17 protein-coding genes are annotated in these 26,553 nt (G+C 32.7%); 10 read left to right on the plus strand and 7 right to left on the minus strand.

The window, feature by feature from the left end; genetic code table 11:
* The 6 genes from H5V42_RS12995 to H5V42_RS13020 form a co-directional block, all read right to left on the minus strand.
* Positions 1-3,601 (minus strand): galactose oxidase-like domain-containing protein (locus tag H5V42_RS12995; protein WP_185783612.1); only part of this gene is annotated, 3,601 nt, incomplete at its 3' end.
* A 149-nt stretch (positions 3,602-3,750) separates the two neighbouring features.
* Positions 3,751-6,156: a GumC family protein gene (locus tag H5V42_RS13000; protein WP_185783613.1), complete on the minus strand. Its 2,406-nt coding sequence runs from the start codon at positions 6,154-6,156 to the stop codon at positions 3,751-3,753.
* 34 nt (positions 6,157-6,190) lie between these two features.
* On the minus strand, positions 6,191-6,979 hold the full coding sequence (locus H5V42_RS13005; protein ID WP_185783614.1) for a polysaccharide biosynthesis/export family protein: 789 nt from the start codon (positions 6,977-6,979) through the stop codon (positions 6,191-6,193).
* Between the two features lie 26 nt (positions 6,980-7,005).
* A complete protein-coding gene (locus tag H5V42_RS13010; RefSeq protein WP_185783615.1) occupies positions 7,006-8,943 on the minus strand; it encodes a polysaccharide biosynthesis protein in 1,938 nt (645 codons plus the stop codon).
* Positions 8,944-8,946: 3 nt separating this feature from the next.
* Positions 8,947-10,065 carry an aminotransferase class I/II-fold pyridoxal phosphate-dependent enzyme gene (locus tag H5V42_RS13015; RefSeq protein ID WP_185783694.1) on the minus strand — a complete coding sequence of 373 codons (1,119 nt, stop codon included), beginning with the start codon at positions 10,063-10,065 and terminating at the stop codon, positions 8,947-8,949.
* A gap of 107 nt (positions 10,066-10,172) precedes the next feature.
* Positions 10,173-11,546 carry a pectate lyase family protein gene (locus H5V42_RS13020; RefSeq protein WP_185783616.1) on the minus strand — a complete coding sequence of 458 codons (1,374 nt, stop codon included), beginning with the start codon at positions 11,544-11,546 and terminating at the stop codon, positions 10,173-10,175.
* A 285-nt stretch (positions 11,547-11,831) separates the two neighbouring features.
* On the opposite strand from H5V42_RS13020, the gene H5V42_RS13025 reads away from it, so the two are divergent.
* The 10 genes from H5V42_RS13025 to asnB (H5V42_RS13070) all read left to right on the plus strand — a co-directional run bounded on the left by H5V42_RS13025 (position 11,832) and on the right by asnB (H5V42_RS13070) (position 25,487).
* Positions 11,832-12,857 carry an NAD-dependent epimerase gene (locus H5V42_RS13025; RefSeq protein WP_185783617.1) on the plus strand — a complete coding sequence of 342 codons (1,026 nt, stop codon included), beginning with the start codon at positions 11,832-11,834 and terminating at the stop codon, positions 12,855-12,857.
* A gap of 85 nt (positions 12,858-12,942) precedes the next feature.
* Entirely contained in the window at positions 12,943-13,938 is a 996-nt protein-coding gene (locus tag H5V42_RS13030) for an SDR family oxidoreductase (protein ID WP_185783618.1), read from the plus strand.
* A gap of 4 nt (positions 13,939-13,942) precedes the next feature.
* A complete protein-coding gene (locus tag H5V42_RS13035; protein ID WP_185783619.1) occupies positions 13,943-15,274 on the plus strand; it encodes a UDP-glucose dehydrogenase family protein in 1,332 nt (443 codons plus the stop codon).
* Positions 15,275-15,284: 10 nt separating this feature from the next.
* Positions 15,285-16,562 (plus strand): nucleotide sugar dehydrogenase, encoded by a 1,278-nt coding sequence (locus H5V42_RS13040; protein ID WP_313792154.1) that lies wholly within the window; start codon positions 15,285-15,287, stop codon positions 16,560-16,562.
* Between the two features lie 82 nt (positions 16,563-16,644).
* Positions 16,645-18,150: a lipopolysaccharide biosynthesis protein gene (locus tag H5V42_RS13045; RefSeq protein WP_185783621.1), complete on the plus strand. Its 1,506-nt coding sequence runs from the start codon at positions 16,645-16,647 to the stop codon at positions 18,148-18,150.
* Entirely contained in the window at positions 18,151-19,482 is a 1,332-nt protein-coding gene (locus H5V42_RS13050; RefSeq protein WP_185783622.1) for an O-antigen ligase family protein, read from the plus strand. It begins immediately after the preceding gene.
* Complete coding sequence (locus H5V42_RS13055; RefSeq protein WP_185783623.1) at positions 19,475-20,569, plus strand: glycosyltransferase; 1,095 nt, start codon at positions 19,475-19,477, stop codon at positions 20,567-20,569. The genes H5V42_RS13050 and H5V42_RS13055 overlap by 8 nt, the downstream gene beginning before the upstream one ends.
* Before the next feature lie 9 nt (positions 20,570-20,578).
* Complete coding sequence (gene asnB, locus H5V42_RS13060) at positions 20,579-22,423, plus strand: asparagine synthase (glutamine-hydrolyzing) (protein ID WP_185783624.1); 1,845 nt, start codon at positions 20,579-20,581, stop codon at positions 22,421-22,423.
* Between the two features lies 1 nt (position 22,424).
* On the plus strand, positions 22,425-23,579 hold the full coding sequence (locus tag H5V42_RS13065) for a glycosyltransferase (RefSeq protein ID WP_185783625.1): 1,155 nt from the start codon (positions 22,425-22,427) through the stop codon (positions 23,577-23,579).
* A gap of 3 nt (positions 23,580-23,582) precedes the next feature.
* A complete protein-coding gene (gene asnB / locus H5V42_RS13070; protein ID WP_185783626.1) occupies positions 23,583-25,487 on the plus strand; it encodes an asparagine synthase (glutamine-hydrolyzing) in 1,905 nt (634 codons plus the stop codon).
* Here asnB (H5V42_RS13070) and H5V42_RS13075 read toward each other — a convergent pair.
* Positions 25,469-26,461, minus strand: coding sequence for a polysaccharide deacetylase family protein (locus H5V42_RS13075; protein WP_185783627.1), 993 nt, complete (start codon positions 26,459-26,461; stop codon positions 25,469-25,471). The genes asnB (H5V42_RS13070) and H5V42_RS13075 overlap by 19 nt on opposite strands.
* Positions 26,462-26,553: the final 92 nt, after the last annotated feature.

Here is a 26,553-nt window from a genome sequence, read left to right on the forward strand (position 1 = left end):
TGGTCTCATACCTGCTCCAACTACTTCCAAAATTTGATGAACCTAAGGCACTATTGGGCGTGTTGTTTTGTACAATTTCTACTCGGGCATTACCCGTGCCATCATTACCATCTATGCCTATGAACAAATCATCCCCAGCACTTATGCCATGGTCGGCTAATACTATAGGTAAACGATAACGTGACCATGGTTGACCGGTGTCAGTGTTCGTTACCGCTACTCCACAATAACTACCATTGGTCTCTTCATTGGTACCCGCTACCACATCCATGCCTGCTACTAATTGGCCCTCTGGTAATACTATAATTGGGTCATCATTTTCTAAATAATCTGGACAAGAAATAGGGGTCCCTTGTTCTAGGATGGTAATTTGAACGGTGTTGCTTGAGGTATTTTCAGCACCTTCATTATCTATAACTTTTAAAGAAAAGTTATGAATACCCACATCCAATGACAATGTCAAATTAATTCCCGTTCCAACCAAATTATCATTTTGATACCATTCGTAGGTAGTTATGGTTCCATCACTATCAAAACTTGAACTACCACTTAGCGTAACTTCTTCATCTCCAGAACCATCATTGTCAACTAACGTTTGGTCCTGGCCTGGGTTTGCAACTGGATTCTGATTTCCAATAGGTTCATTAACAATCAAATTTAAATATGCAGTACATCCTTGATTGGTATTAAACGTATAGGTTCCTGAGTCACTAACCTCAACATTACCTAGATTATAATCATTACTAACTATTGAACCGTCTGGTAATTGAATCGTAAAATTAATATTGTTAGGTATAAAACTTAATAAAACTTCAGTCCCTGAGGCAACAGTTAATTCATTCTCTCCACTATCCCAAACACCATTTATTCTATATTCTGGAATTAAATCGATATTACAATCAGAAATCTCACCTACTTGAACGTCTATAACTGTTGAACAACCTTGTAAAGTGGTTAGTGCGTATTGACCCACATTATATTGGTCAAAAACCCCATTATTTCTAGAAGAATCGCCATAGTTATAAATGTAGGTATCTATTTGATATGCACCTTCATTAGTTAATCTATCTGTATTATTTGCAGAACTTATAGTTGGACCATCATAGGCCGGGGTGGTAATAATATATTCCCCATTATAATTTTTAGCCCGTATAAATATCTGACTACCATAAGGTGCAGTTACTAGATTACCTGTTGTCCAATTTCCATTAGGTCCAATTTTAAACTCTGGAACAATTTGTGAAACTGTACAGTCTGGAATACCAGGTGTACCTGTATTCAATCCTTCTTGATATAAACCAGAAATCTCGGAACTCGTTAAAGCTCTGCGGTATATTTTAAAATCGTCTAATCTTCCATCTAATTCATCTGTAATGGCACTACGATTTCCAGACGGAATTACAGGTAGATTTGTTCTGTGCTCATAAAACCCTGAAGCGGTAAATCTACTATTTGGTGTAGAATCGTTTCTTAAACTTATCGTTCCTGTTAGTGGTTTATTACAGATTTCAACACCGTTAGAATATAATCTAGCTGTTTGACCATCATATGTAACGGCAACATGGGTCCATTGGTTTAAAGGGGCATGACCAGCATAACAATCTACAAATCCGTTAGTTGTACCAAAAGACCATTTTATCAACCAATTATGAAAACCAGCAAACATTGCAGGATAATCATGTGCAAAAACAGCCACATTTGCAGGCAGTCCACCTCTATACTCAGGTACAATGCTTTCTGCATCTCTCCAAACCCATGCCGATACAGTTATTTCATTAGCAACATCATCAAGTATTCCGTTTAAGGGAACTTCTAAAATTGAATTACTATTATGGTACCTTCCGTCAAACTCAATCGCATTTCCAAATACACCTGAAGCATTCCAAGTATGGTCGTTTGCTGTTACAGCATTACCATTATCATCTCTCTCTACAATTGTAAAATCATTATTATAACCAGAATCATCACTTGCTTGATTTCCGTTCGATTCTTCAAAATTTAAGGAAACAATTAAATCTGGGTCTGAGGGGTCTGGTTCATCTACAACTACATTTTGGCCAATCTGAATAGTTTCCGCAATAGACGGTACTCCATTATCATCTAAAGCAAAAAGCATATAATAACCTGGTGGGAGTAAATTTTGATTGGGAATATTTACATTATAGCTACCTCCGTTATTAGAAAATTGTACGGGTATTCTTCTTTGCTCATTGTTTGTGCTGTGAGTAGCTGCAGAAAATCTAATTAATGAAAATTCTTGTATACCATTTGAGCCACTTACTTGTATTGTTGAATTGTAATTCGCAGCTTCTGGCGCTGTAATTGTTGGTCTTGTTGCTAAATTTCCTGAACCGTTAAACAAATAGGGTGGACTATAAATTTCTGCATCAAAATGATTTACGCAACCAGGAGTAGTGTTACATAAACCACCTCCTCCGACAAAAACTCTGCCATCTACCATCAAAATAGCTACGCTATGATATGTTCGAGGAACCTGCATACCTGCAACTGTTCTCCAAGAATTTGTGCTAGGATCATAAATTTCTGCGCTTAATCTCGCACCAGAATCAGTAAATAAAAGAGATTCACTTAAACCTCCTGTGACCAATACCTCTCCATTTGGAAGAACAGTACTGTTGTGCATTGTTCTTGGGTATTGTAAATCGTTATTGGTTTTGGTGACTGTTGGATTACTACCATAGCCTCCATTGATATCAATTACATAACTATTTTCATTTGCTACATCACCATCATCATAAGATTCTGCACCGCCAACTTTTAGTATTTTACCAACATCAAACATTACCGTGGTTCCTTTCATTGAAAATCCGTCAGAGTTTCTCGTACCGGCAGAAATCATTGTTCCATTTCCTGAGGTATTTATCCAGTGCATTAATTCACTGGGTCCTGCATGAAACAAGGAACCATCTGGGGCTGGCCATAACCAAATATGATTATCGGCTCGATAAAGCGTTGATTGCGAATCGCCTAGTAAATCATTTGAAGTATAAAAATCATCTCCTTTGATGTTATTCATCAACCTCCAACCAGCGGCTTCTGTCCATACTTCTGCATCCCTATTGGTCCAAGCTCCACCACTCCATGAACCCCCAACGGTAAAAACAGAACCATCAGCAAGGGTAACATTACCTTGATATCCTCTTGGAATATTCATAGTATCAGCAACTTCCCACAATCCAGTTCTCCAATCAAATATGCTTGTTTTTTCGCTACTTGTTCCACCAGCTGAAAGTATGCGGCCATCTGCTAGGTTATTTATGCCCGGGCAGAACATATCATGATTAGTATTGATTGTGAATTCTGGTCCGTCAATAGCTCCTGTTCCATTAATACCACCAAAGGGATCGAAATATTGAGAATAGGTAAATCCATTACCAGAAGTAGTAAACGTATTTCGAAACTGTGATGACCATGTTAATAATCGGCCATCTGGTAAATTAGCTACAGCTACAGGAACAATGCCAAAGGTGATAGGGTTACCCCAAGAGCCGTCTTGAGCTTGGTTTTGAGAATAGGATAGTGAACTAAACAATAGCATTACCCCTAAAGCAGCTACATGAAAAATATGTGCAATTTTCATAGCTTAATTGATTGATTGGTTAAAAATAGTTAAGGGGGAACTTACTTCTACAAAGAAAGGGTATTTACATCAACCAAAGTTGTCTTAATTTAGGGATATCGACAACCTATGCAATAAAATCGATAAAAGAAATTAATAAGGAGTAGTACCTATGATTTAGGAAATAATCTTTCTACAAGATTTGGTTTTTCACCATACCCATAACCATATTTACCACCATAGCCTAAATCAATTTTCTTAACGGAATTAACTACAAACGATAAATTAGGCAGTTTACCTTCTTCAAGTTGATTAATAGGATATTCTAATATTTTTTTGTCTGTAGAACCGGCACGTACCACATAAATAATTTGGTGAGCATATTGAGCTATAAGCATAGTATCAGTAACTGGCACTATCGGTGCTGTGTCAACGATAACATAATCGTATTTCTTAGAAGCTTCAGAGAATAAACTATTTAATCGCTCACTCATTAACAATTCAGTAGGATTTGGTGGAATATCACCAGAATGAATCGTGTCAATTGTAAAGCCGTTTATATTTTGAGGCGTTATTAAATCTGTAAACTTTAAAGTGTCATCGAACAAAAATTGAGACAATCCGTTTTTAACTTTTACCTCTTTATCATCTGTAACCAAATCATCAGAAATGTTGAAAAAAGAAGTCAACTTTGGGTTTCTAATATCTGCTCCAATCAACAAAACCCTTTTATTGCTACCAGATAGCACTAAAGCCAAGTTTGATGATAATAATGTTTTTCCTTCAGAAGCAACGCTAGAAGTAACGAAAATAACATTCTGCTTTTCAGAATTATCTTTTTGTTTGGTTTTAAGAATGTAGTCCAAATTAGTTCTGAGAATTCTGAGTGATTCTGCTAAAACAGACCTATCATTTTTAGTTAATATTTTATCTTCCTTTACTCCTAATCTTGGTAATTCAGCCAAAACTGGAACATTTTTGATTAGTTTTTCTAAATCAACCTTGCTATGTACTTTATTATCTAGCAAATTTTTACCGTAGATAAGACCAACTGGCACTAAAAATCCTAAGAGTATTGAACCCAGCAAAACAATTGGTGTTTTTGGAGTAACAGGTTCTTTTAAAATACTATAAGCACTATCTACAATTTTTGATTTTGGTTTTGCAGAAGCAAATGTAATTTGCGACTCTTCACGTTTTTGTAATAGGTATAAATAAAGTGATTCTTTGGTTTGTTGTTGCCTAGTAATTTCTCTTAACGCTCTTTCATTCTTAGGAGCGTTGTATATTTTTGAGTTTATTCTAGATACTTGGTTTTTCAAGTTCTTCTCCTGAATACTCAGATTATTAGACATACCTATTAAGCTAGAGGTTAAGGAGTTTTTTAAACCCTCTAATTGCTTATCTAAGTTTACAATAGTTGGGTTTTGTTCATTCGAGCTTTCTAACAACCGTTTTCTTTCTAGAGCTAATCTGTTATACTTTTCTGTAGTAGAAGCTATAGCATTATCTTGTAAGCCAATGTTTGCTGGTAAAACATCAAAACCTTTCTGAGTGGTTACAAAATCTTTCATACTATTTGCAATGTTTAATTGCGTTGAAACATTTTGTAAAATTCTTCTGTTTTCTTCTCCAGATGCTATATTAATATTGGCTTGAGATTGTAAATCTGTTAAACCACGAGAGGACTTAAAATCTTCCGCTGTCTCTTCAACATCGGATAGATTAGAATAAATCTCTGCAATACGTTCATCTATAAATTGTTCTGTTTTATCTGCAATGGCCTTTTTATCATTAACTGCATTTTGGTTGTACCTTTCTATAAGTCCGTTCAGAATATCACGACCTCTACTTGGAATTGCATCGTTCAATACAAGATTTAAAATTCCTGATTGTTCTGCAAGTTTGACAATAATGGTATACTTTTTATAATAATCTACCACATGCTCTAGAGGGGTAACTTCAATTCTAAATTCTTTATTAACCAAATCATGCAGTTTGGTGGTATTGGGTGTAATTATTAAACCACCTAGAGAAGTTTCAACCTCATTACCAAATGCATATTCACCAGAAAAATCTTCTTTTTTTTGTTTGAATTTAAATTCATTCTCAGAAATAACATCAACTAAAAATGTGGTTTTACTTCTATATATGATAGAATCTGGTGCTATGAAATTTAACCGAATCGGAAGATTACTATACAATTCGTTATCTCTAATCTTACCTTCAACAAATACTTTAATATTTAGGTTTAATTTTTTTGCTACTTCTTGAAAATTAGTCCTTGAATTTAGGATTTGTATTTCATCGTCTACTAAAGTATTATTGGCACCCATTAAAAAATCTAAATCTTGGAAAAGATTAAGTTCTGGGTTAGCTCTAGCTTCTTCTAATAGTTGAATTTTAGCAAAAGAGGCATATTTTGGAACTGTATATCGTAAATAAATTAATGCAATAATAAACGCGGCTATTGTAGATATTAAAATAGCTTTCCAATGTCTTGTATATGTGCTAATAATTTGACCAATATCAAAGGTGCTATCAGAAAGCCCTTGTATAATAGGTTTTTTATTCATTCCGCGTTAATTTTTTTTGAGATGTCTTATCTACTTAGTTCGTCTGAGTAATTAATAAAACGGTAGAGGTAATTAATACAGAAGCAATGGAAACTGCTATAGTTGCTCTATTATCTAAGGCTGAAGAAGTTATTGCAGATTTATTAGGCTCTACATAAACAACATCATTCTGGGTTAAATAATATACTGGAGATTTTGTTGCATTTTTGCTAGTTAAATCAATACGATAATAGACTTTAGTACCATCAAAATCTCTTATTACAAGTACATTTCGGCGCATACCTTTAATAGTCATATCACCTGCAAGCCCTAAAGCTTCCATTATTGTTATTTCTTCTCCGTTAATTAAATAAGTACCAGGTCTATTTACTTCTCCTAATACAGATACCGTGAAATTTACTAACCTAATATTGATTATTGGATTCTTAAGATATTCTGCTAACTCTTCTCTTAACATTACTCGTAACTCTTCTGGAGAAAGACCTACAATTTTGATTTTACCAATTACTGGAAAATCAATTTCACCACCTTGGTCAACTAAATAATTAACTTGTTCTAAACGATAACCAGATTCTTGACCACCAGTTTTATATAAATTAAAAGGAGCACTTGCCTCAGGATTTAAAGTAGAAATATGGATACTAACTAAATCATCTACTTTAAATTTTGGAACAAAAGAATCATCATCTACAATAGTTTCAAAACCACCAACATCTTGAAAATAAACAACATCCTTTTTAGATGCACAAGAAGAAATTACAACACTTAAAATTAAAATTGCAAAAAAAGCGTTGTTTTTAATGGTAGTAATAAGTCTGTTCATGGTAAAGGTTTTTAGTTAATCAGTGATTAGTTTTGCGAATGTAAAACTTTACCACCTGATTTAGATGATTTTGATTTCTCTTTTTTATCTAACGAACAGAATTTAGAATTATTTGAAATGAATTCTGGAACAATTTCCTTCATCATTTTTATAGTGTTTTCTTTTAAAAACATGTTAGAGATACAAAGTTCATCTATCTGAGAACGTGTATTAGAATAATTTAAATCTCGGACTTTACTAATCATAATTTTTTTATGATAAGTAGGTAACGTATTTTCACCGTTAGCCAAAAGTTCTTCATACAATTTCTCACCTGGCCTCAGACCAGTAATTTCTATATCTATTTCTTCTGGATATTTTAAACCTGAAAGTTTAATCATATTTTTTGCGAGGTCGAATATTTTTACAGATTCACCCATATCAAAAATAAAAATCTCACCACCTTGCCCCATGGCTCCCGCTTCCAATACTAATTGTGATGCTTCCGGAATAGTCATAAAGTACCTTGTAATATCCTTATGAGTTACTGTTAAAGGACCACCTTTATCAATTTGTTTTCTAAATAATGGAATTACAGAGCCGTTAGAACCTAATACATTACCAAATCTTGTAGTAATAAACTTAGTCTTATTTTCTTGTTGAAGACAACTAATATACATTTCAGCAATGCGTTTACTAGCTCCCATTATATTTGTTGGATTAACCGCCTTATCTGTAGAAACAAAAACAAACTTATCAACTTTATGCTGAATTGCTAAATCAGCTAAATTCTTTGTGCCTGCTACATTTATTTTGATAGCCTCGTAATGATTTTCCTCCATTAGAGGTACATGTTTATAAGCTGCTGCATGAAAAATCACATCAGGCTTAAATTCCTGAAAAAAGGTATGCATTCGATTTTTATCTCGAATGTCAGATACAATAGCCACAAAATTATGGTAACCTTCTTGCTTTAATTCTTGTTGCAAATCGTATAAAGCAGATTCGGCTTGGTCAATAATTATTAAAGAACGATAGTCATACTTAATAATTTGTCTTACCAATTCGCTTCCAATTGATCCAGCCCCGCCAGAAACTAGCACGGTTTTATTCTTTAACTCACTTTCAATTTTAGAATTCTTTATACTTATAGGAACTCTATTTAATAAGTCTTCAATTTGTACTTGTTTTATTTGAGAAGCGCTTAACTCTCCATTAATCCATTTTTCTACAGGTGGAATAAGTTTTACTTGTACAGGTAAATCCACTAAACTTTGAACTAGCTTTCTTAGTTTAATGTTATCAATCTTATGAATTGAAATTACTATCTCTGATATGTCATTAGAACGTAAAAACGGTTTAGAGACTTTTTTCCTACTTAAGACTGGAACACCATTAATATTCTTACCTATTTTCTTTTCATCATCATCTATATAGGCTATTACTTTAGTTGTACTACCTGCATGATTAGTTAGTGCGTTATAGGTTAAAATACCAGACTCACCAGCACCATAAATAAGTACGTTTTTTACCGATTGATAGTTCTTTATTATACCATAATATAGTGTCTTAAATAGATATCTTGTAGCAACGAGTATTACAAAACTCAAAAGGCTATTTATGATAATTATGGAAAGTGGTATGGTAAACTCTTCTAAAAAGAAAAATTGTCTATTTAGCAGAATAAAGAAAATAGTGATTATACTAGACAAGCAAATGGCATTAAAAATACTGTAAACATCTTTTACACCAGTATGTCTAACAACTCCCTTATATGAGCCAGTTATAAGAAATGCTATTACCGCGAAAAATAAAACTAAGGGTAATTGCAATAATAATTGTTCAACTTCAAAACCAAGTGTTAAGTTGAATCTAACAATGTAAGAAAGAACAAAAGATACCGAAATAGTGAGTAAGTCTATTCCAAGAACAAGCCACTGAGAAGCGTATCTATGAGCATTATTAACAACGTATTTTTTTAACATGGCTTAAATGGTTTTTTTAATAAGATTTACAATATTCACCAGTTGTTCTTCTTCTAAACTAGAACCACTAGGCAAACACAAACCTCTGTTAAACAAGTCTTCACTTACACCATTTACATATTTCTGATTTTTAGAAAAAACAGGCTGCATATGCATAGGTTTCCATAGTGGTCTAGATTCAATTCCTTTATTCAATAGATTGGTTCTAATCTTTTCACGAGTTTCAAAAGAATCTGTTAATAAACACGTTAACCATCTATTTGAAAAATAACCCTCAGGTTCATCAACGAATGAAATTGAAGAAATACTTTTTAAAGCATCTTTGTAGAACTCAAAATTTCTTCTTCTAGCATGAACACGTTTTTCTAAAACTTCCATTTGACCAGCTCCAATACCCGCAAGAACGTTACTCATACGATAATTATGTCCAATTTCTGAATGTTGATAATGGGGAGCTTGATCTCTTGCTTGTGTTGCTAAGTGTATAGCTTTCTGTACAAGATTTTTGTCTTTGGCCAATAAAGCACCACCGCCAGAAGTGGTGATGATTTTATTTCCATTAAAAGATAGTATACCAATTTCACCAAAGGAACCACACTTGGTATTTTTAAAGTGACTACCTAAAGCTTCTGCACTATCTTCAATTAAAGGTATGTTATATTTTTGAGAAATTGCGGTAATCTCTTCAACTTTAAAAGGCATACCATATAAATCAACTGCAACTATAGCTTTAGCCTTTTTACCTTTTTTAATACCGTCTTCTATAGCATCTTCTAATAACTCAGGGGAAATATTCCAAGTTTCTTCTTCACTATCAATAAAAATTGGATTGGCTCCTAAATATGTTATTGGATTGGCAGATGCTGCGAAAGTGAAACTTTGGCATAACACATCATCACCATGTGTAACGCCAAGCAATTTTAGAGCCAAATGTATTGCTGCAGTGCCTGAACTTAATACTGCACAATGCAATTTGTTATTGTAAAAATCACCAATTTTATCTTCAAATAAATTTACATTGGGACCAAGTGGAGCTATCCAGTTGGTTTCAAACGCTTGTAGAACATAACGTTCTTCATTTGAACCTAAATGGGGAGGAGACAAATAGATTTTGATAGGTATACTCAACGGTTAGTTTATTTAATCCGTACAAAAGTATACATAGAAAGGTTTGAAAATAAATAAGAAAGAATTAATTCGTTAGGTGTATTAAAAACATCGGTTATCTGTTAACCTTTATTTAAGAAAAAGAAGAACTCTTCTAAATCTGTATACCCATTTTCATCAAAATCAGTGGTTTCGTTTTGACTTAGATCACCAAATTTTTGAACCTCATAATTATCATCCATTCCATCTAAATCTGAATCAAGATAAGGCTCTCCTTGTGTTAAGGTTGGGTAGTTATAAGGTTCAGTATCATAATTACTATCTACTTTGTTCACAATATCTGAAAGTAAAGAAGCATCATAACTGTTTAAACCAGATGAAGAAAAATGTCGACTACCCACATTTTCAACAATATAAGCTCTTACCTGAGTTGATGGTATTGGATTAATATCTGAAGGTAAAATTCTATTTGTAGAAATACTTTTATTTAATTCGGTATCAATATCAACCTCTTTTTTACCATCATATAAATTATCAAAAATAAAGGCTGTTTCATCTTTTAATTCTCCACCTTCACTTAACATGTCAATTATAAATTTTTGTTTTGAATTGGTCTCATTTTCCCAAATGTTACCAATCATATCAAATTGACAACCATCACTTAATTGAGCTGGGGTTACAAAACCGTAAAACATGTTATTAATATATTCTACTTTGCCATATTGCTGTAATCTTGGGTTTCTTTCATCATTCCAAATTTGTAAATTTTGAACAAATGAAATATTGTATGTGGTATAATCAGCACCAACAATTGAACCACCATTTCCTTTATGATTTGATATGATAGTATTAGAAATTGTAACGTTTTTAGCTGCAGACACCCCCAAATTCTCATCAGTACCATGAGACAGACTACAATGGTCAACAATAACATTCTCTGCAAATTCAAATTCTCCACCAAATATTTGAAGTGCGTCAGCATTATTTGGTGCATTTTCACCAACCATAATAGCTAAATTTCTAATAATATGGTTTGAACTGTGAATACCAATTTGAGCTCCTCTAACAACAATACCATCGCCTGGAGCAGTATTACCTTCGAAAGTCATATTTGGATATCTAATACTTATAGGACTTTTTAGGTCTATAAACCCGGCCACTTTTACCACTACATTTCTGGTACCCATAGCTTCAAAAGCAGCACGTAGGCTACCTGGTCCAGAATCATTTAAGTTTTCAACGATTAGAACTTTACCCCCACGCCCACCTGTGGCATATCTACCGTGACCAATAGCATCAGGAAAAGCTTTTATTTCAGAAGAATCATATTCAGATGAATCTGAGGAATTAACCGAATCACTTTCTTGATTACGCAAATTCTCTTCAATATTTTCTTGAATGGTAGTATTAAATTCCTGACTATCCTTAGAACAGCCTTTAGAAGCTAAACTCAATAGCACTAAGATGCCAAAATAAAATGTAGTTTTTACAGACATTACAATAAGCAGGTTTAAACTATTAGTTATAAGCATTATTCGGGGACTATAAAATTAGTTTTTAATTTACAAAATATCGACAAATTGGTCGTTTAATTCGATGAACTACCGCAAAATATGAAAATTCTTACAGGACATAACTCTTAATATGTAAAATTACCATTTAGCCATTAAAATTTGGAAGTTTGCAGTTTAGACGGTTTTTTTGGTAAACACAACTAGAAAAACTTATAAATAGCTTCAGTTTCAATTGCCTTTTGAGATATTTGCATCAAACTCTAATCAATGAAAATTCTTGTAACTGGTGCTGCCGGTTTTATTGGATATCATCTCTGTAAAAAACTTGCCGAAAATAGTCACTCCGTTATTGGTATTGATAACATCAATGATTATTACAGTCCGCAATTAAAGGTCGATAGACTTAAGGACTTGGGTTTTATTTCAAAGGAAGTTATTTCAAGTGATTTTAAAGCTAAAAGCAGTAAATATAATGACCTATTTTTTAAAAAAATAGCACTTGAAAATGAGAATGCTTTAGAAGAACTTTTTAAGTCTGAGAAATTTGATGTTGTAGTCAATCTAGCTGCACAGGCTGGCGTTAGGTACAGCTTAGAAAATCCGAAAGCATATATCCAAAGTAATATTGTTGGATTTTGTAACATTCTAGAATGCTGCAGACATCATAATATAAAACATTTGGTATATGCTAGTAGCTCCAGTGTTTATGGCAATAATAAAGAAACTCCATTTAAAACAACAGATAGGGTTGACACTCCAATCAGTTTATACGCGGCAACTAAAAAGAGTAATGAATTAATGGCGCATACCTATAGCCATTTATATAATTTACCAACAACTGGATTACGTTTTTTTACCGTATATGGGCCATGGGGTAGACCAGACATGGCTATGTTTTTATTTGTGGATGCCATTCTTAATGGAAAGGAAATAAAAGTTTTTAACCATGGTAAGATGGAAAGAGATTTCACCTTTGTTGATGATATCGTAGAAGGAATTTTTAAGATTGTAGAAAATAAAAATAGTGCCCGAGATTTAAGCGTAAACCCATATAAAGTTTATAATATTGGTAATAATTCATCTGTGAAACTTTTAGATTTTATTGAAGCAATTGAAAGTGAATTGAATATTAAAGCTGAAAAAAATATGATGCCCATTCAACCTGGTGATGTAGAAAAAACCTGGGCAGATGTTAATGCATTAATTAACGATTATAACTACAAACCAAATACTTCAATTCATGATGGAGTAAAAAGATTCATTTCTTGGTACAGAAACTACTACAACAAATAATTCAACAAATCAAAACAAGATTTTTTAACATTTGACGTTTTACAGTCAGCAATAACTTAAACGTTTATCATCTCCTAAAAATTTTATGGATATCTCCTATTTAAAATTAGATAAAGAAAAAACAATTTTAGTTACCGGAGGTGCTGGATTCATTGGCTCAAACCTTTGCGAAGCTCTCTTAAATAATGGAAATAATGTTGTATGCTTGGATAACTTTGCAACAGGTAAAAAAGAAAATATTTCACCTTTTCTAGAATACAAAAATTTTAAGTTTATTGAAGGTGATATTAGAAATTTAAAGGATTGTATAAGAGCTTGTACAAATATTGATTTTGTGCTTCACCAAGCAGCACTTGGCTCAGTTCCACGTTCGCTGAACGATCCTATAACCAGTAATGAGGTAAATGTTTCAGGATTCTTGAATATGTTGGTAGCTGCCAGAGATAATAAGGTTGAAAGATTTATCTATGCTGCAAGTTCATCAACTTATGGCGACTCTAAGTCATTACCAAAAATTGAAGATGAAATAGGAAAACCATTATCACCATATGCTATTACTAAGTATGTAAATGAATTGTACGCTGAAATATTTGGTAATGCCTACGGGTTAAAAACTGTTGGATTACGGTACTTTAATGTTTTTGGTAGAAAACAAGACCCAAACGGGGCCTATGCGGCAGTTATACCTAAGTTTGTAATTCAATTGCTAAATCATGAAAGCCCAACAATAAACGGTGATGGAAGTTTCTCTAGAGATTTCACTTATATAGATAATGTTATTGAGGCAAATATTAGATGTTTAACTGCTCCTGAATCTGCAGTAAATACAGTTTACAACGTAGCTTATGGAGAAAGAACCTCGTTGCTTGAGTTAATTACGTTATTAAAGAACTATCTATCAGAATATGATCAAGATATTTCTAAGATTGAAATTTTACATGGGCCAGAGCGTAAAGGCGACGTGCCACACTCCTTGGCTTCCATTGAAAAAGCTAAACAAAATATAGGATATTCTCCAAAATTTGATATTAAAACTGGCCTAAAAGAGGCTGTAAAATGGTATTACAAAAATTTAAAATAAAATCATGAAAATAACTGTTGTAGGTACTGGATATGTAGGCTTAGTTTCTGGAACTTGTTTTGCAGAAATGGGTAACAAAGTTACTTGTATAGACATTGATGAAAAGAAAATTGAAAATCTTGAAAAGGGTATTATCCCTATATATGAACCCGGTTTAGAACCAATGGTACTTAGAAATGTAGAGAATAATACTTTATTTTTTAGTACTAAATTATCAGAAAATCTAGACCAGTGTGACATCGCTTTTATAGCGGTAGGAACTCCTATGGGTGAAGATGGTTCTGCTGATTTACAATATGTTTTAAAAGTTGCTGAACAAATCGGACAACACATGTCACATCCACTAGTAGTTGTAGATAAATCTACTGTTCCAGTAGGAACCGCAGATAAAGTTAAAGCTACTATCGATGCTGAGTTAAAAAAACGTGGTGTAGAAATTGAATTTAGTGTTGTTTCTAATCCAGAATTCTTAAAAGAAGGAGATGCCATTAACGATTTTATGAAACCTGATCGTGTTGTTGTTGGTACAGATGATGAGTTTGCAGCGCAAAAAATGAGAAAACTATATTCTCCTTTCTTTAGAAGCAGTATGGACCGTTTTATAGCCATGGATGTCAGAAGTGCCGAAATGACCAAATATGTTGCCAATGCTATGCTAGCAACAAAAATTTCATTTATGAATGAAATTGCAAACATTTGTGAACTTGTTGGGGCCGATGTTAATAAAGTTCGTATTGGTATTGGCTCAGATAGCCGAATAGGTTATAGTTTTATCTATCCTGGTAGTGGTTACGGGGGTTCATGTTTTCCAAAAGATGTTAAGGCCTTAAAGAAAATGGCACATCAAAACGGATACAACGCGCAACTAATAGAAGCTGTAGAAGACGTTAATGACAGGCAAAAGTTTGTTGTAGCTAATAAAGTTATCGAACGTTTTGGAGAAGATTTAAAAGGTAAGACTTTTGCAATATGGGGGCTAGCTTTTAAACCTGGAACAGATGATATGAGAGAAGCCCCAGCTATTTATATTATTAATGAGTTAACAAAAAGAGGAGCAAAAATTAAGGCCTACGATCCCAAAGCAGTTGAAGAAGCCAAACATTTTTACTTGAAAGACAATACTGATGTAGCCTATTTTGAATCTAAATATGAAACTTTAAAAGATTCAGATGCTATGTTGTTATTAACAGAATGGAAAGAATTTAGAGCTCCGGATTTTAATGAAATAAAAAAAGAGCTTAATACCCCTATAATATTTGATGGTAGAAATCAATATGATTTTGAAACGTTAAAAGATATGGGCTTTGAGTATTACCAAATTGGTAAGACCAATTAATTAAATAAACTTGATGAACACTAAAATTTCTATTATTGGTCTGGGCTATGTGGGCTTACCACTAGCCCGACTTTTTGCAACTAAATATCCTGTTGTTGGATTTGACATTAACAAAGAAAGAGTTACTGAAATTCAAAACGGACATGACAGTACTCTGGAAGTTGAAGATGAAATTCTTCAAGCAGTAATAAAACAAAATAATGATGATTCAAACGGCCTATTTTGTTCTTTTGAAAATTCAGATTTAAAAGACTGCAATATTCATATCGTAACTGTTCCTACTCCTGTTGATTCTACAAACAGACCAATTCTTACACCCTTATATAAGGCGAGTGAATCTGTAGGTAGCATTTTAAAAAAGGGAGACATTGTAATCTATGAATCTACTGTATATCCTGGGGTTACAGAGGATGAATGTATTCCAATATTAGAAAAAGTTAGTGGGTTAAAGTTCAATGTAGATTTTTACGCTGGTTATTCCCCTGAGCGAATAAATCCTGGTGATAAATTGCATACCGTTGAAAAAATATTGAAAGTTACTTCGGGTTCAACGCCTGAAATTGGTAAAAAAGTAGATGATTTATATTCATCTGTAATTACTGCCGGCACCCATCTTGCACCTACTATTAAGGTTGCTGAAGCTGCAAAGGTTATTGAAAACTCACAAAGAGATATCAATATTGCATTTGTTAATGAGCTTGCAAAAATTTTCAATTTGATGGAGATTGATACGCATGATGTACTTAAAGCTGCAGGAACTAAATGGAATTTCTTACCATTTAAACCTGGATTAGTTGGTGGACATTGTATTGGTGTAGACCCTTATTATTTAGCTCAAAAGGCCCAAGAATTTGGTTATCATCCAGAAATTATTTTGGCTGGTAGAAGATTAAATGACGGAATGGGTAAATATGTAGCTTCTGAAGTTGTAAAACTAATGGTACAACGAGATATTAAGGTTAAACAAAGTTCGATTTTGGTATTGGGAATTACGTTTAAAGAAAACTGTCCTGATGTTAGAAATACTAAAGCCGTTGATGTTATTAAAAATCTAAAAAGCTATGGTATTAATGTTGATGTTTATGACCCTTGGGCTTCAGCAACAGAGGTAAAACATGAATATGATTTAGAACTTGTTAGTGATTTACCAAATAAGCAATATGAAGCTATTGTACTATGTGTTGCTCATGAAGAATTTTTGACAATTGATTTAAATAAATTAAAAAGTGAAAATTCAATTATTTATGACGTAAAAGGGGTTTTACCCTTAGCAGACAGTCGTTTATAATTTAGTGTGACTTTTTATTTAAAAAGCCAATAGCGTGGAGGATTCCTCTGAATCAAATAAAACATCGACTTCAAAAAAAGGAATGCTTGGCGTACTGTGGACCAGTTCAGGTTCTATAGTTTACATGCTGCTTCAATTTGTTGTTTTAGGAATTTTGGCAAGAATACTCTCCCCTGAGGAGTTTGGTATTGTTGCTTTAGTTCTGGTACTTGTAAACTTTACTCAATTGTTTATAGATATGGGTATTGCAAGTGCTATTGTTCAGATGCAAAACATAACAAAAGAACATATTAGCCAAGGTTACGCTTTGTCTATTTTAATTGGAGTACTATTAGGTATCATATTTTATTTTTCTGGACCATGGCTAGGGCAGTTTTTTAATATCTCTGACTTAGATGAACCCATAAGGTTCTTTGCACTATTCCTGCCATTTAATTCAATTAACGCAATGTCTCATGCAATGCTTTATCGAAAATTGAATTATTCTGTTATTGTTAAATGTGATGTGTTATCATATTTATTTGGAATGGGACTAACATCAATCATTCTTGCTTATTTAGGTTTTGGGTACTGGTCACTAATCTATGGCCATTTCGCCACTACAATAATCCTCACTATTTCAATGCTTATCATTGAAAAACCCTATTTTTCATTTCGTTTTAGCAAAGTAGTAAGCAAAGACCTATTGTTTTTTGGTTCTGGTCATACATTGAGTACCACTTTCAATTATTTTGCAGAAAACATGGATAATCTAGTGGTGGGTAAATATTTATCGCAAACAGCACTTGGTATATATTCAAAAGCCTTTCAATTGTTTGCTACTCCTGCTAGTTTTTTTGGAGGGGTTTATGACAAAGTTTTATTTCCTATACTTTCTAAAAAAAATAACGACAAGGCCTTGCTAGGTAAATTTTATATTTTTAGCAATTCTGTTTGTTTTGGTGTTTTAATTCCCATGTCTTTCGCAATATATGTGAATGCTGAACTAATTATTAGAACAATTCTTGGTGACCAATGGGATGAAGCTATTTTAATATTACAAATTTTAGTTCTTGGTTTAGCATTCAGATTTGGAACACGAATAAACAAATCTTACCTAAAGTCAATGGGTTTAGTTTATACAGGTGCAAGCTTTCAATTTATTTTTGCAATTATGATGTTAATCTCAACTTACATTGGAAGTAAAATTAACGGTCTTATAGGGGTTGCAGTGGGTGTTTTTATAACTACCATCATAAATTATCTAATTGTAGTTTTTAAACTATATAGCGTTATAAAATTTGATATAAAACAATTTAGTGGAACCATTTTAAAAAGTTTATTGGTTTTTATTCCCTTATTTCTTTTAGCTTATTTTTCATTTGAATTTCTAGATTCAATGTACTTACAGCTTTTAATATCCGTTATTGTTTATGCACCTATTGCGTTGTATTTTCTTTTCAGTAAAAAAGGAGTGCTATTTAATTCGCATAATAATGAAATGCTATACATAGTTTTAAACGCTTTACCAACAGGTAGTATTCAAAAACTTACTGCAATAAAATCTGTTAAAAGTTACTTTGAAGAATTAAACTTAATTGAAAAATAGATGAGAGTTCTCTACTTTCTTATTGCTATTCTTTTAGGAGTAAACTATGTCTTCGTTAATTTTAGAATTGGCCCACTAACTTTTGACCGTTTATTAGAGTTTGCTATATTTTTCTTTCTTTTTAAAGATTTTTTAAAAGATTACAACACCAATAAATTTCTAAAAGGCTGGGTAAACTTTATACTGGCTTTTGCTTTTTTACAAGTTCTAGTAAATATTGGTCTCGTTATTAGGGGAACACTACCGCTAATGGATGTAATAGCTTATTTTATTAAAGCACTTTCATTTTTAGCATTCTCATATTTGTTTTATTATATCTTAAAACAAGGAAAAATTTATGTTGACACCCTGCTTGGTGTCCACTTTTTAATTGTAGTTTTTGCAATTCTTCTACATCCCCTATCCCCAATTGCACTAGACTTATTTGAGATAAAAGCAAAGTTATTTCCTGTTTTAGATAAAGAACTTGCATTAAGACTCGGCGGTGAAAAAGAATATATCACTGGTGGGTATGCACGTAGATTTAGAGTCTCAGGCCCGTTCCCAACCGCAATTCTTTTTAGCTATTTTGCTATTAGCAATTTTCTATTGAATTTTTATATGTATGTAAAACATAAAGGAAAATTCTATTTAATAAATCTAGTTATTATTATAATTGCTTCAATACTAACACAGACCCGTTCTTTGGTCTTAGGTGAATTTTTAGCAATAGGCGCTTATTTATTTTTCTTTCCTGGTTCTAAAAGAAAAATCATTCATTTTAAAGGGGCCATAGCGCTCTTTCTAGGTGTACTTTTAGTAATTGGATATAAGGCTTCAAAGTTTGATTATGACCCTACAGGTAATTCTAGTGGTTCTAGATTAACTTCGGTAAGCAGTGGAGGAGAAAGTGATAGTAGACCGTTACTGTGGTATACAGGTTTATACACGGCTGTTACACATCCGTTAGGAATATCATCTCAAGATTATTGGGATGTTAAATGGGATTTTTACTATGAATATGGTCATTATCACATTCTATTTTATCCTTCTCACAACGGTTTAATAAATATTGCTTTTCAATATTCGTTTTTTGGCTATATACTTTTTGCTTTTTTTGTCTGGTTTCTAATTAGATACATTAAACAGCTTGACCAGAAATACCAGATATTTTATCTAATTTCTTTTTTAGGATACGCTTTTCATATTTTCTTTCACAACGATTTTATTTTGGATGACGATTATTTGTTCCTTCTTGTATTAATTTCAATTGGTTATGAATGGGAAAGAAAACAAAAAGAAAATTTAGAAATCGAAGTAAATGATGAAAACTTGACTTTAGAAAATGCATAAAAAAAGAATCAAAGTTGGCTTTTTTGTACCTAGCTTAACATCGGGTGGAGCTGAGCGTATAATGGCATTTATTAGTCAAGCAATAGCTAAAGAAAAATTTGAGACTGTCTTGGTTTCTGTAGGCCATGAAAAAGATACTAAATATGATGTTTCTAATACAAAGGTCATTTATTTAAACCAAGATAGAGTTTTAACAGCACTACCTGCATTGTATAAGATTCTTAAAACAGAGAATTTTGATGTAACCATGAGTGCTATTAGACATATGAACGCTTTAATGGGGTTTCTCTCTTTGTTTTTTAAAAAGACAAAATTTATTGGGAGAGAAGCAAATGTAATGAGTGTCTTAGATAATTTTAAAGAACCTAATGATAGAGATTACCCTAATTGGGTATACAAATTTGCTTACAGGCAATTGGATGCAATCGTATGCCAATCTAATGATATGCTTAATGATTTGTCTAAAGAATTTCCGCAGTTTAAATCAAAATACGAGCTAATTAATAATCCTATTACTGATGGATTTAAACCTAAGGAAAAAACAACGTTAGCCTCTGAACCACTGCAATTTATCACTGTAGCAAGTCTCGAACCTCGTAAGGGGCATTTAAGGGTTTTAGAAGGGCTGGCTCGTTTAGATGTGGATTTCAAGTATTATATGATAGGAAAAGGCTCCTTAGAAGATGAAATTTTCACGAATGCCGAACGTCTTGGAATTAGAGAAAAAGTAAAACATATACCCTTCACCAAAGAAATAAAAAAACATTTAGCTGATAGTAATGTTTTTATTCAAGGTTCTTATGTGGAAGGTTTTCCCAATGCGCTTTTAGAAAGTTGCGCAGTAGGTACTCCGGTTATTGCGTTCAATGCTCCAGGAGGTATTAATGAAATAATTCAAAACGGAGAAAACGGATTTATTATAGAAACTCCTTCAGAACTTAAAGAATCCATTCATAAAATACTTAATACAGACAACTTTTCACCTGAGAAAGTGAGTAAATCTGTCTTTGAAAAATACCATTCAACAGTAATTATTAAGCGTTACGAGCAACTGTTTGAAAAATTAAACACAAACCTAACCATATAAACAATTCCTATGTGTGGAATTTATGGAACTACCATTAATTACAATCAGCAGCAATTAAAAGAAAAATTACTGCGAACCAGTTATCGTGGCCCTGACAGATTGGGGCTTAAAGTTTATAACCATAATAACAAAAAGGTAAGTTTTGGGCATAACCGTTTGTCTATAATTGATTTAGATTCACGTTCTGACCAACCTTTTAACTATCAAGATAAAATTGAAATTGTTTTTAACGGAGAAATTTTCAATTTTAAGGAAATCCGTAGTCGATTGCAAGCCGAGGGTTTTCAATTTAAAACTACGAGTGATACAGAGGTAGTCTGTGCCGCTTACCTAAAATATGGTGATAAATGTGTTGACTATTTCAACGGTATGTTTGCTTTTGTTATCTATGATATTAGCAATAATTCCTTTTTTGGAGCAAGAGACAGATTAGGTCAGAAACCTTTTTATTATTACCAAGAGAATGGAGAGTTTGAATTTTCTAGTCAAATTTCTTCCATTCAATTACATCATAAAAATTTATCTATTTCTTCTCATGCAATTCTAGAGTATTTACGCTGGGGAGCAATACCCGAACCCCACTCTATTTTTAATGAAATTAAAAAGTTAAAACCGGGGTATTGTTTTAGATACGCTTTAGATACACACACCTTTAAAGAATGGCAGTATTGGGATTTGCCCAAAGCCAATGAACAGTTTAATGGAAGTTATGATGAGGCAGTTGAAGAATTAGAAAATATGCTAAGCAATGCAGTTGATATTAGAATGTATGCAGATGTACCATTAGGTGTATTTTTATCTGGAGGTATAGATTCTTCACTCATTGCAGCAATGGCCGCAAAAGGCTCAGAAAATAAGGTAAACACCTTTTCTGTAAAATTCAACGAAAAAGGTTTTGATGAAAGTATTTATGCGCAAAAGGTAGCAGACCATCTAAAAACCAACCACCATGTAATTGAATGCAATTATGATGAAGGTCTAGACTTAATAACAAATTTTTATCAATTTTATGACGAGCCATTTGCAGATGCTTCTGCCATACCCTCAATGCTATTAGCTAAACATACCAAGAAACATGTTACGGTTGCGTTATCTGGTGATGCTGGTGATGAGAGCTTTTTGGGCTACCACAGGTATAAATGGATGAAGCAAGTTCAACCATTGTTTAACATGCCTTCTGTTTTTAGAAAAACGCTAGCTGCAAGCTGCGGAATTATTCCAAATTATAGAATAAAAACCATAGGAAAAGGCTTAAAAGCTTCTACAATTGAAGACCTCTACCCTACCACCATAACCTCCATGGATTTAGAATGGATAGCTAAAAAATGGAAGGATAAAGAATTTGAAGAAAAAGCTTATTTATTAAGTAATAAATCTTTTCTTGAACGTGTTTCAGACTTTGATTTAAAAGCCTATCTAAACTGGCATATTAATACAAAGGTAGACCGCGCAACTATGGCGTTTTCCCTTGAAGCTCGCAGCCCGTTAATGGATTATCGTATAGTTGAATTTGGTAGAAAACTACCCACTTCCTTCAAATATGATGGAGACAATCAGAAGCGAATTTTGAAAGATATTTTGTACAAACATGTTCCCCAAAATTTCTTCGACAGACCAAAAGCAGGATTTACCATGCCCTTTGAAAACTGGTTTAGAGGAGAATTAAAAGACTTAGTACTTTCTGAATTAAGTGAATCTGAACTAAAAACTATTCCAGGTATTAATCAGCCGTTAGTAAGTAAAATGATTAACCAACATATGGATGGCAGCTGGAACAGGTATCCAGTAATTTGGAAAATTTTGGTTTTAAAACAGTGGTTAAATCAAAACAAAACTGGTTTAAGTATTCGCTAATATGAAAAGTTCAAAACCCAACGTAAGTATTCTTATCACCAGTTTTACTAGTGGAGGAGCCGAAAAAGTTATTAGTTTACTATTAAAACCAATGTTGAATGATTTTAATGTAACATTGGTTTTATTTTATAATGAGAAACATTTTAATATTCCTAAAGGAGTTGATTTAGTATTACTTTCAGAGGAGGAGCCAAGTCAAGGAATAATTTCAAAATTTAAAGATTTAGCCAAATTTAAAAAGGCGTATCAAGAATTATTAATAGCTAAACAAATAGATTATTCTATTTCATTTTTAGCTTTTCCTAATTTAATTAACGGACTACTTTCTACAAAGAACAGAAAATTCAAAACTTTATTAAGTGAAAGAGGTTTTCCTAGTGATAATACAACTAGTAAAATATCTAAATTAATTTCAAAAATTGGGTACCCCATTTTATATAATAAATGCGACCGCTTATTTTCGAATTCTATATTCATTAATGAAGATTTAGCAGAAAATTTTGGTGTTAAAATTCCAATGGAAGTTATATACAACCCAATTGAAATACCTGAAAACACTATTGTACCCAGCAGTCTTAATAAAGAACTTATTCCATTAAAATTAATAACCGTAGGTTCTGTTGACAAGCGAAAAAATCAAATAATGGTCATAAGAGCATTAAAAGAATTAGATGATAAAGCTATAGAGTTTTCAATATTTGGAGCGGGCCCTTTAGAGAATTATGTAGCTGAAGAGATTAATCAATTAGAATTAGCAACACATGTTTTCTTAAAAGGTAGAACTAAAGAAGTTAATACAGAACTAAGCAAATCACATCTATTCATATTGAGTTCCTTTACAGAAGGTTTTCCTAATGCGCTGATGGAAGGTATGGCGGCTGGTTTACCGTGTATCTCAACCAACTGCTTATCTGGACCCTTAGAAATGTTGAACCAGAACCAAGAGGTAAATATTAAAAATGGTGAATTTGTGCTGGCTAAATATGGGATTTTAGTGAATACTGATGACCATGTGGGACTTGCTAAAGCAATTAAATTCTTTAAAGAAAATCCTGACGAACGTCAAAAATATAGTAAGCTTAGTTTAGAACGTGCCAAAGACTACGACTTAAATAGCATCTATTCAGAGTTTAAAAATTTTATTGAAAAGAATTAATCTATGTGCGGAATCAATGGTTTAATAAGTAGTGCTGCTATAAGCAAAGAAACTATAAGTAACCACTTAGAAAAAATGAATAATGCTATTATTCATCGTGGACCTGATGATGATGGTGTATATGTAGATAGTTTTAAAGGCAACACTTTTGCTATGGGTATGAGGCGACTTTCGATAATCGACCTCTCAACAGGAAAACAACCCATTTCAAATGATGACGGTAGTATTACCATAGTTTTTAATGGTGAAATATATAACTATAAAAGTCTAAAAAAAGAACTTCAAGACTTAGGTGTCACATTTAAAACCAACAGTGACACTGAGGTTATTCTACGACAATATGAGGCATTTGGAACAGCATCTTTTTCCAAATTAGATGGTATGTTTGGTTTTAGCATTTTTGATAAAAATCTAGGAAAAATCTTTATTGCTAGAGACTTTTTTGGAGAAAAACCACTTTACTATACCACTCATAAGAATCAGTTTATTTGGGCTTCTGAATTAAAATCTATCGTTAAAATACTAGATAAGAAACCAGAGGTTTCAAAGATTGGGTTAAACTTATTTTTTCGACTTACCTATGTACCCGCACCGCATACAATTTTTGAAGATATTTACAAATTACCGGCAAATTCATTCATAAGCTATGACTTAGCCACTAACACCTTTGAAACCGCTCAAATTGAACCAGAATTCAATAAATCATCCGTAGAAACCAATTTTGAAAGTGCTAAAAATAAAGTAAGAGAATTGGTAACAGAATCTGTTGTAAGTAGGTCTGTTGCAGATGTACCTTTGGGTACCTTTTTATCTGGTGGTGTTGATTCCTCTATCATTTCACTCTGTTTATCAAAACATAAAAATGAAAAGATAAACACCTTTTCAATTGGCTTTGAGAAAAAAGAATTTGATGAGACAGATAAATCAAGAGTGGTTGCTGATTTAATTAATAGTAATCATCATGAGTTTATAGTTAAAGAAGATGATTTTAAAACAGATTTACATGAAATTCTATTAAACTTCGATGAGCCGTTTTCTGATACCGCCTCTTTACCCACATATTTAGTTGCCAAAAAAACAAGAGCACATGTAAAAGTAGCGCTAACTGGTGATGGTGGTGATGAAGTTTTTGGAGGTTACAACAAGTACTATGTGGGTAAAATCAACAATAAGTACATTTCAGTTGTTCCAAAAGGTATTCATAATATTATTATGAAAACCGTTTATCCGCTACTCTACACCAAAGATGATAGAAGAGATAAACGTTTTGCTGCACGCAAAATGCTAAATACGATAAACTATAATGGCAATTATTTCTGGGATATTATTTCGCTTGCAAATACTGAAAATCAATTACAACAACTCCTAAAAACAAATCAAGTAATACCTAATGTTTTTTCTGAATATCAAGAGAAATTAGGTTTTGAAAGTCCAAAAACCTTGACAGACTTTAGGTTTGTTGATAAAATAATAAGTCTAGAAGGCGGCATGCTTCCAAAAGTTGACCGCACTAGTATGCTAACATCCTTAGAGTGTAGAGCACCGTTATTAAATAAAAAACTTTGGCGCTATGCAAATGGTTTACCAGAAGATTTTTTAATGAAAGGTTGGAACAAAAAGTACATCTTAAAAGAAGCTTTTAAGCAAGATTTCCCAGAAGGGTTTTTAGAAAAAAGTAAACAAGGTTTTGAAACCCCTGTTGGCGATTGGTTGCGCAAAAGTCTCAGAAAAGAAATGGAATCATATATAGCTCCTTCACTTTTAGAAAAACAAGGCTTTTTTAATGAGAATTACATTACCAATTTGGTTAATGACCATCTAAACGGTAAAAGAGACAATAGTTACATGGTTTGGGCATTCTATTGTTTTCAAAAATGGTATTGTAATACTTATGATTTAAGTGCCTGAAGTTTTCTCTCTATTTCAACCATTGTAGCGGCTTTAAAATTGTATTTGGTATTTAAATACTTATAATGCTTCAGAATTTCTTCAAGTATTTCAAAATTCTCATTCATATTTGCTCCGAAGTTGTGCGGATGCCACCAGAGATGAAATAATTCTTTCTTTTTAGCGGCATGCGTCATGCTTTTTTTAATACGTCTAACTTGAAGTGGTTTTAAAAAAGAGATACGTTTTTGAAATGGTCGTAAAAATCTACTAGAAGGAATATTAAATGGAAGTTCATTAGTTGCCAAATCAGGTAAACTGTAAGTATGATGACCAGAAAGATTAATATAACAATTTGCAGTTCTAAAAATTTTTTTAAGTAATGAAGTATCCTCTTCATTCTGGTAGCTCTGAAACCAAACCTCTTCATTACCCCGATAAGATTTTATACCGTATTTCAAGAGTATATTCTTATATGCATCGTTAAACTGGTTTCTAGGAAAAACAATAGATTCTATCACAATTTCTTCTTTAGAAGCTATAGCTATCGCTGCTTTAATATCAGCCTCAAAGTCTTGTTTAGTCTGTCCTTTCTCTAAACAATAATAATGAGAAAACGTATGTGTGCTAATTTCGTGTTGTGGATGAGTCTTTATTAACTTTATTAGATTTAACGCATAATGATAAGGGTCATCTTTTGAGCTTTCCTTAACTAGATTAAAGTCATCAGCATAAGGTGACAAATTTTCATCAATGTAATTGGGTTTCTGCCGCGGACAATAACTCAAAAGTTCCTCTTTAGAATTGGAAAATAAAAAACCTACCGTTGCAAATGTGGCTTTGGCATTATATAAATCGAAGAAATTTAATAACTTAGGAATAACTTTTTGAACATTAGCAATAGATTCCCCGTAAGATGCTAGAGTTCGTTTGTCTCTTACCCCCCAAAAAAGTTCAAAATCTAAAGAAATTACAAAATGACCAGTATCATTCATTTAAAACCAGTTTAACATAAATATTAATCATCCTAACGAAAAAGAATCAATTAAATTTAATTTAATGGCTAATTTCGGCAATCAAAACCATT

The organism is Croceivirga lutea, assembly GCF_014235875.1.
GTDB classification, from domain to species: domain Bacteria; phylum Bacteroidota; class Bacteroidia; order Flavobacteriales; family Flavobacteriaceae; genus Croceivirga; species Croceivirga lutea.

Excerpts from the sequence above, each read along its gene's own strand:
- H5V42_RS13010 (WP_185783615.1), bottom strand. The coding sequence starts at position 8,943 with ATGTTAAAAAAATACGTTGTTAATAATGCTCATAGATACGCTTCTCAG.
- H5V42_RS13025 (WP_185783617.1), top strand. The coding sequence starts at position 11,832 with ATGAAAATTCTTGTAACTGGTGCTGCCGGTTTTATTGGATATCATCTC.
- H5V42_RS13005 (WP_185783614.1), bottom strand. The coding sequence starts at position 6,979 with ATGAACAGACTTATTACTACCATTAAAAACAACGCTTTTTTTGCAATT.
- H5V42_RS13000 (WP_185783613.1), bottom strand. The coding sequence starts at position 6,156 with ATGAATAAAAAACCTATTATACAAGGGCTTTCTGATAGCACCTTTGAT.
- H5V42_RS13075 (WP_185783627.1), bottom strand. The coding sequence starts at position 26,461 with ATGAATGATACTGGTCATTTTGTAATTTCTTTAGATTTTGAACTTTTT.
- asnB (WP_185783624.1), top strand. The coding sequence starts at position 20,579 with ATGTGTGGAATTTATGGAACTACCATTAATTACAATCAGCAGCAATTA.
- H5V42_RS13050 (WP_185783622.1), top strand. The coding sequence starts at position 18,151 with ATGAGAGTTCTCTACTTTCTTATTGCTATTCTTTTAGGAGTAAACTAT.
- H5V42_RS13030 (WP_185783618.1), top strand. The coding sequence starts at position 12,943 with ATGGATATCTCCTATTTAAAATTAGATAAAGAAAAAACAATTTTAGTT.
- H5V42_RS13055 (WP_185783623.1), top strand. The coding sequence starts at position 19,475 with ATGCATAAAAAAAGAATCAAAGTTGGCTTTTTTGTACCTAGCTTAACA.
- H5V42_RS13065 (WP_185783625.1), top strand. The coding sequence starts at position 22,425 with ATGAAAAGTTCAAAACCCAACGTAAGTATTCTTATCACCAGTTTTACT.
- asnB (WP_185783626.1), top strand. The coding sequence starts at position 23,583 with ATGTGCGGAATCAATGGTTTAATAAGTAGTGCTGCTATAAGCAAAGAA.
- H5V42_RS13020 (WP_185783616.1), bottom strand. The coding sequence starts at position 11,546 with ATGTCTGTAAAAACTACATTTTATTTTGGCATCTTAGTGCTATTGAGT.
- H5V42_RS13035 (WP_185783619.1), top strand. The coding sequence starts at position 13,943 with ATGAAAATAACTGTTGTAGGTACTGGATATGTAGGCTTAGTTTCTGGA.
- H5V42_RS13045 (WP_185783621.1), top strand. The coding sequence starts at position 16,645 with ATGCTTGGCGTACTGTGGACCAGTTCAGGTTCTATAGTTTACATGCTG.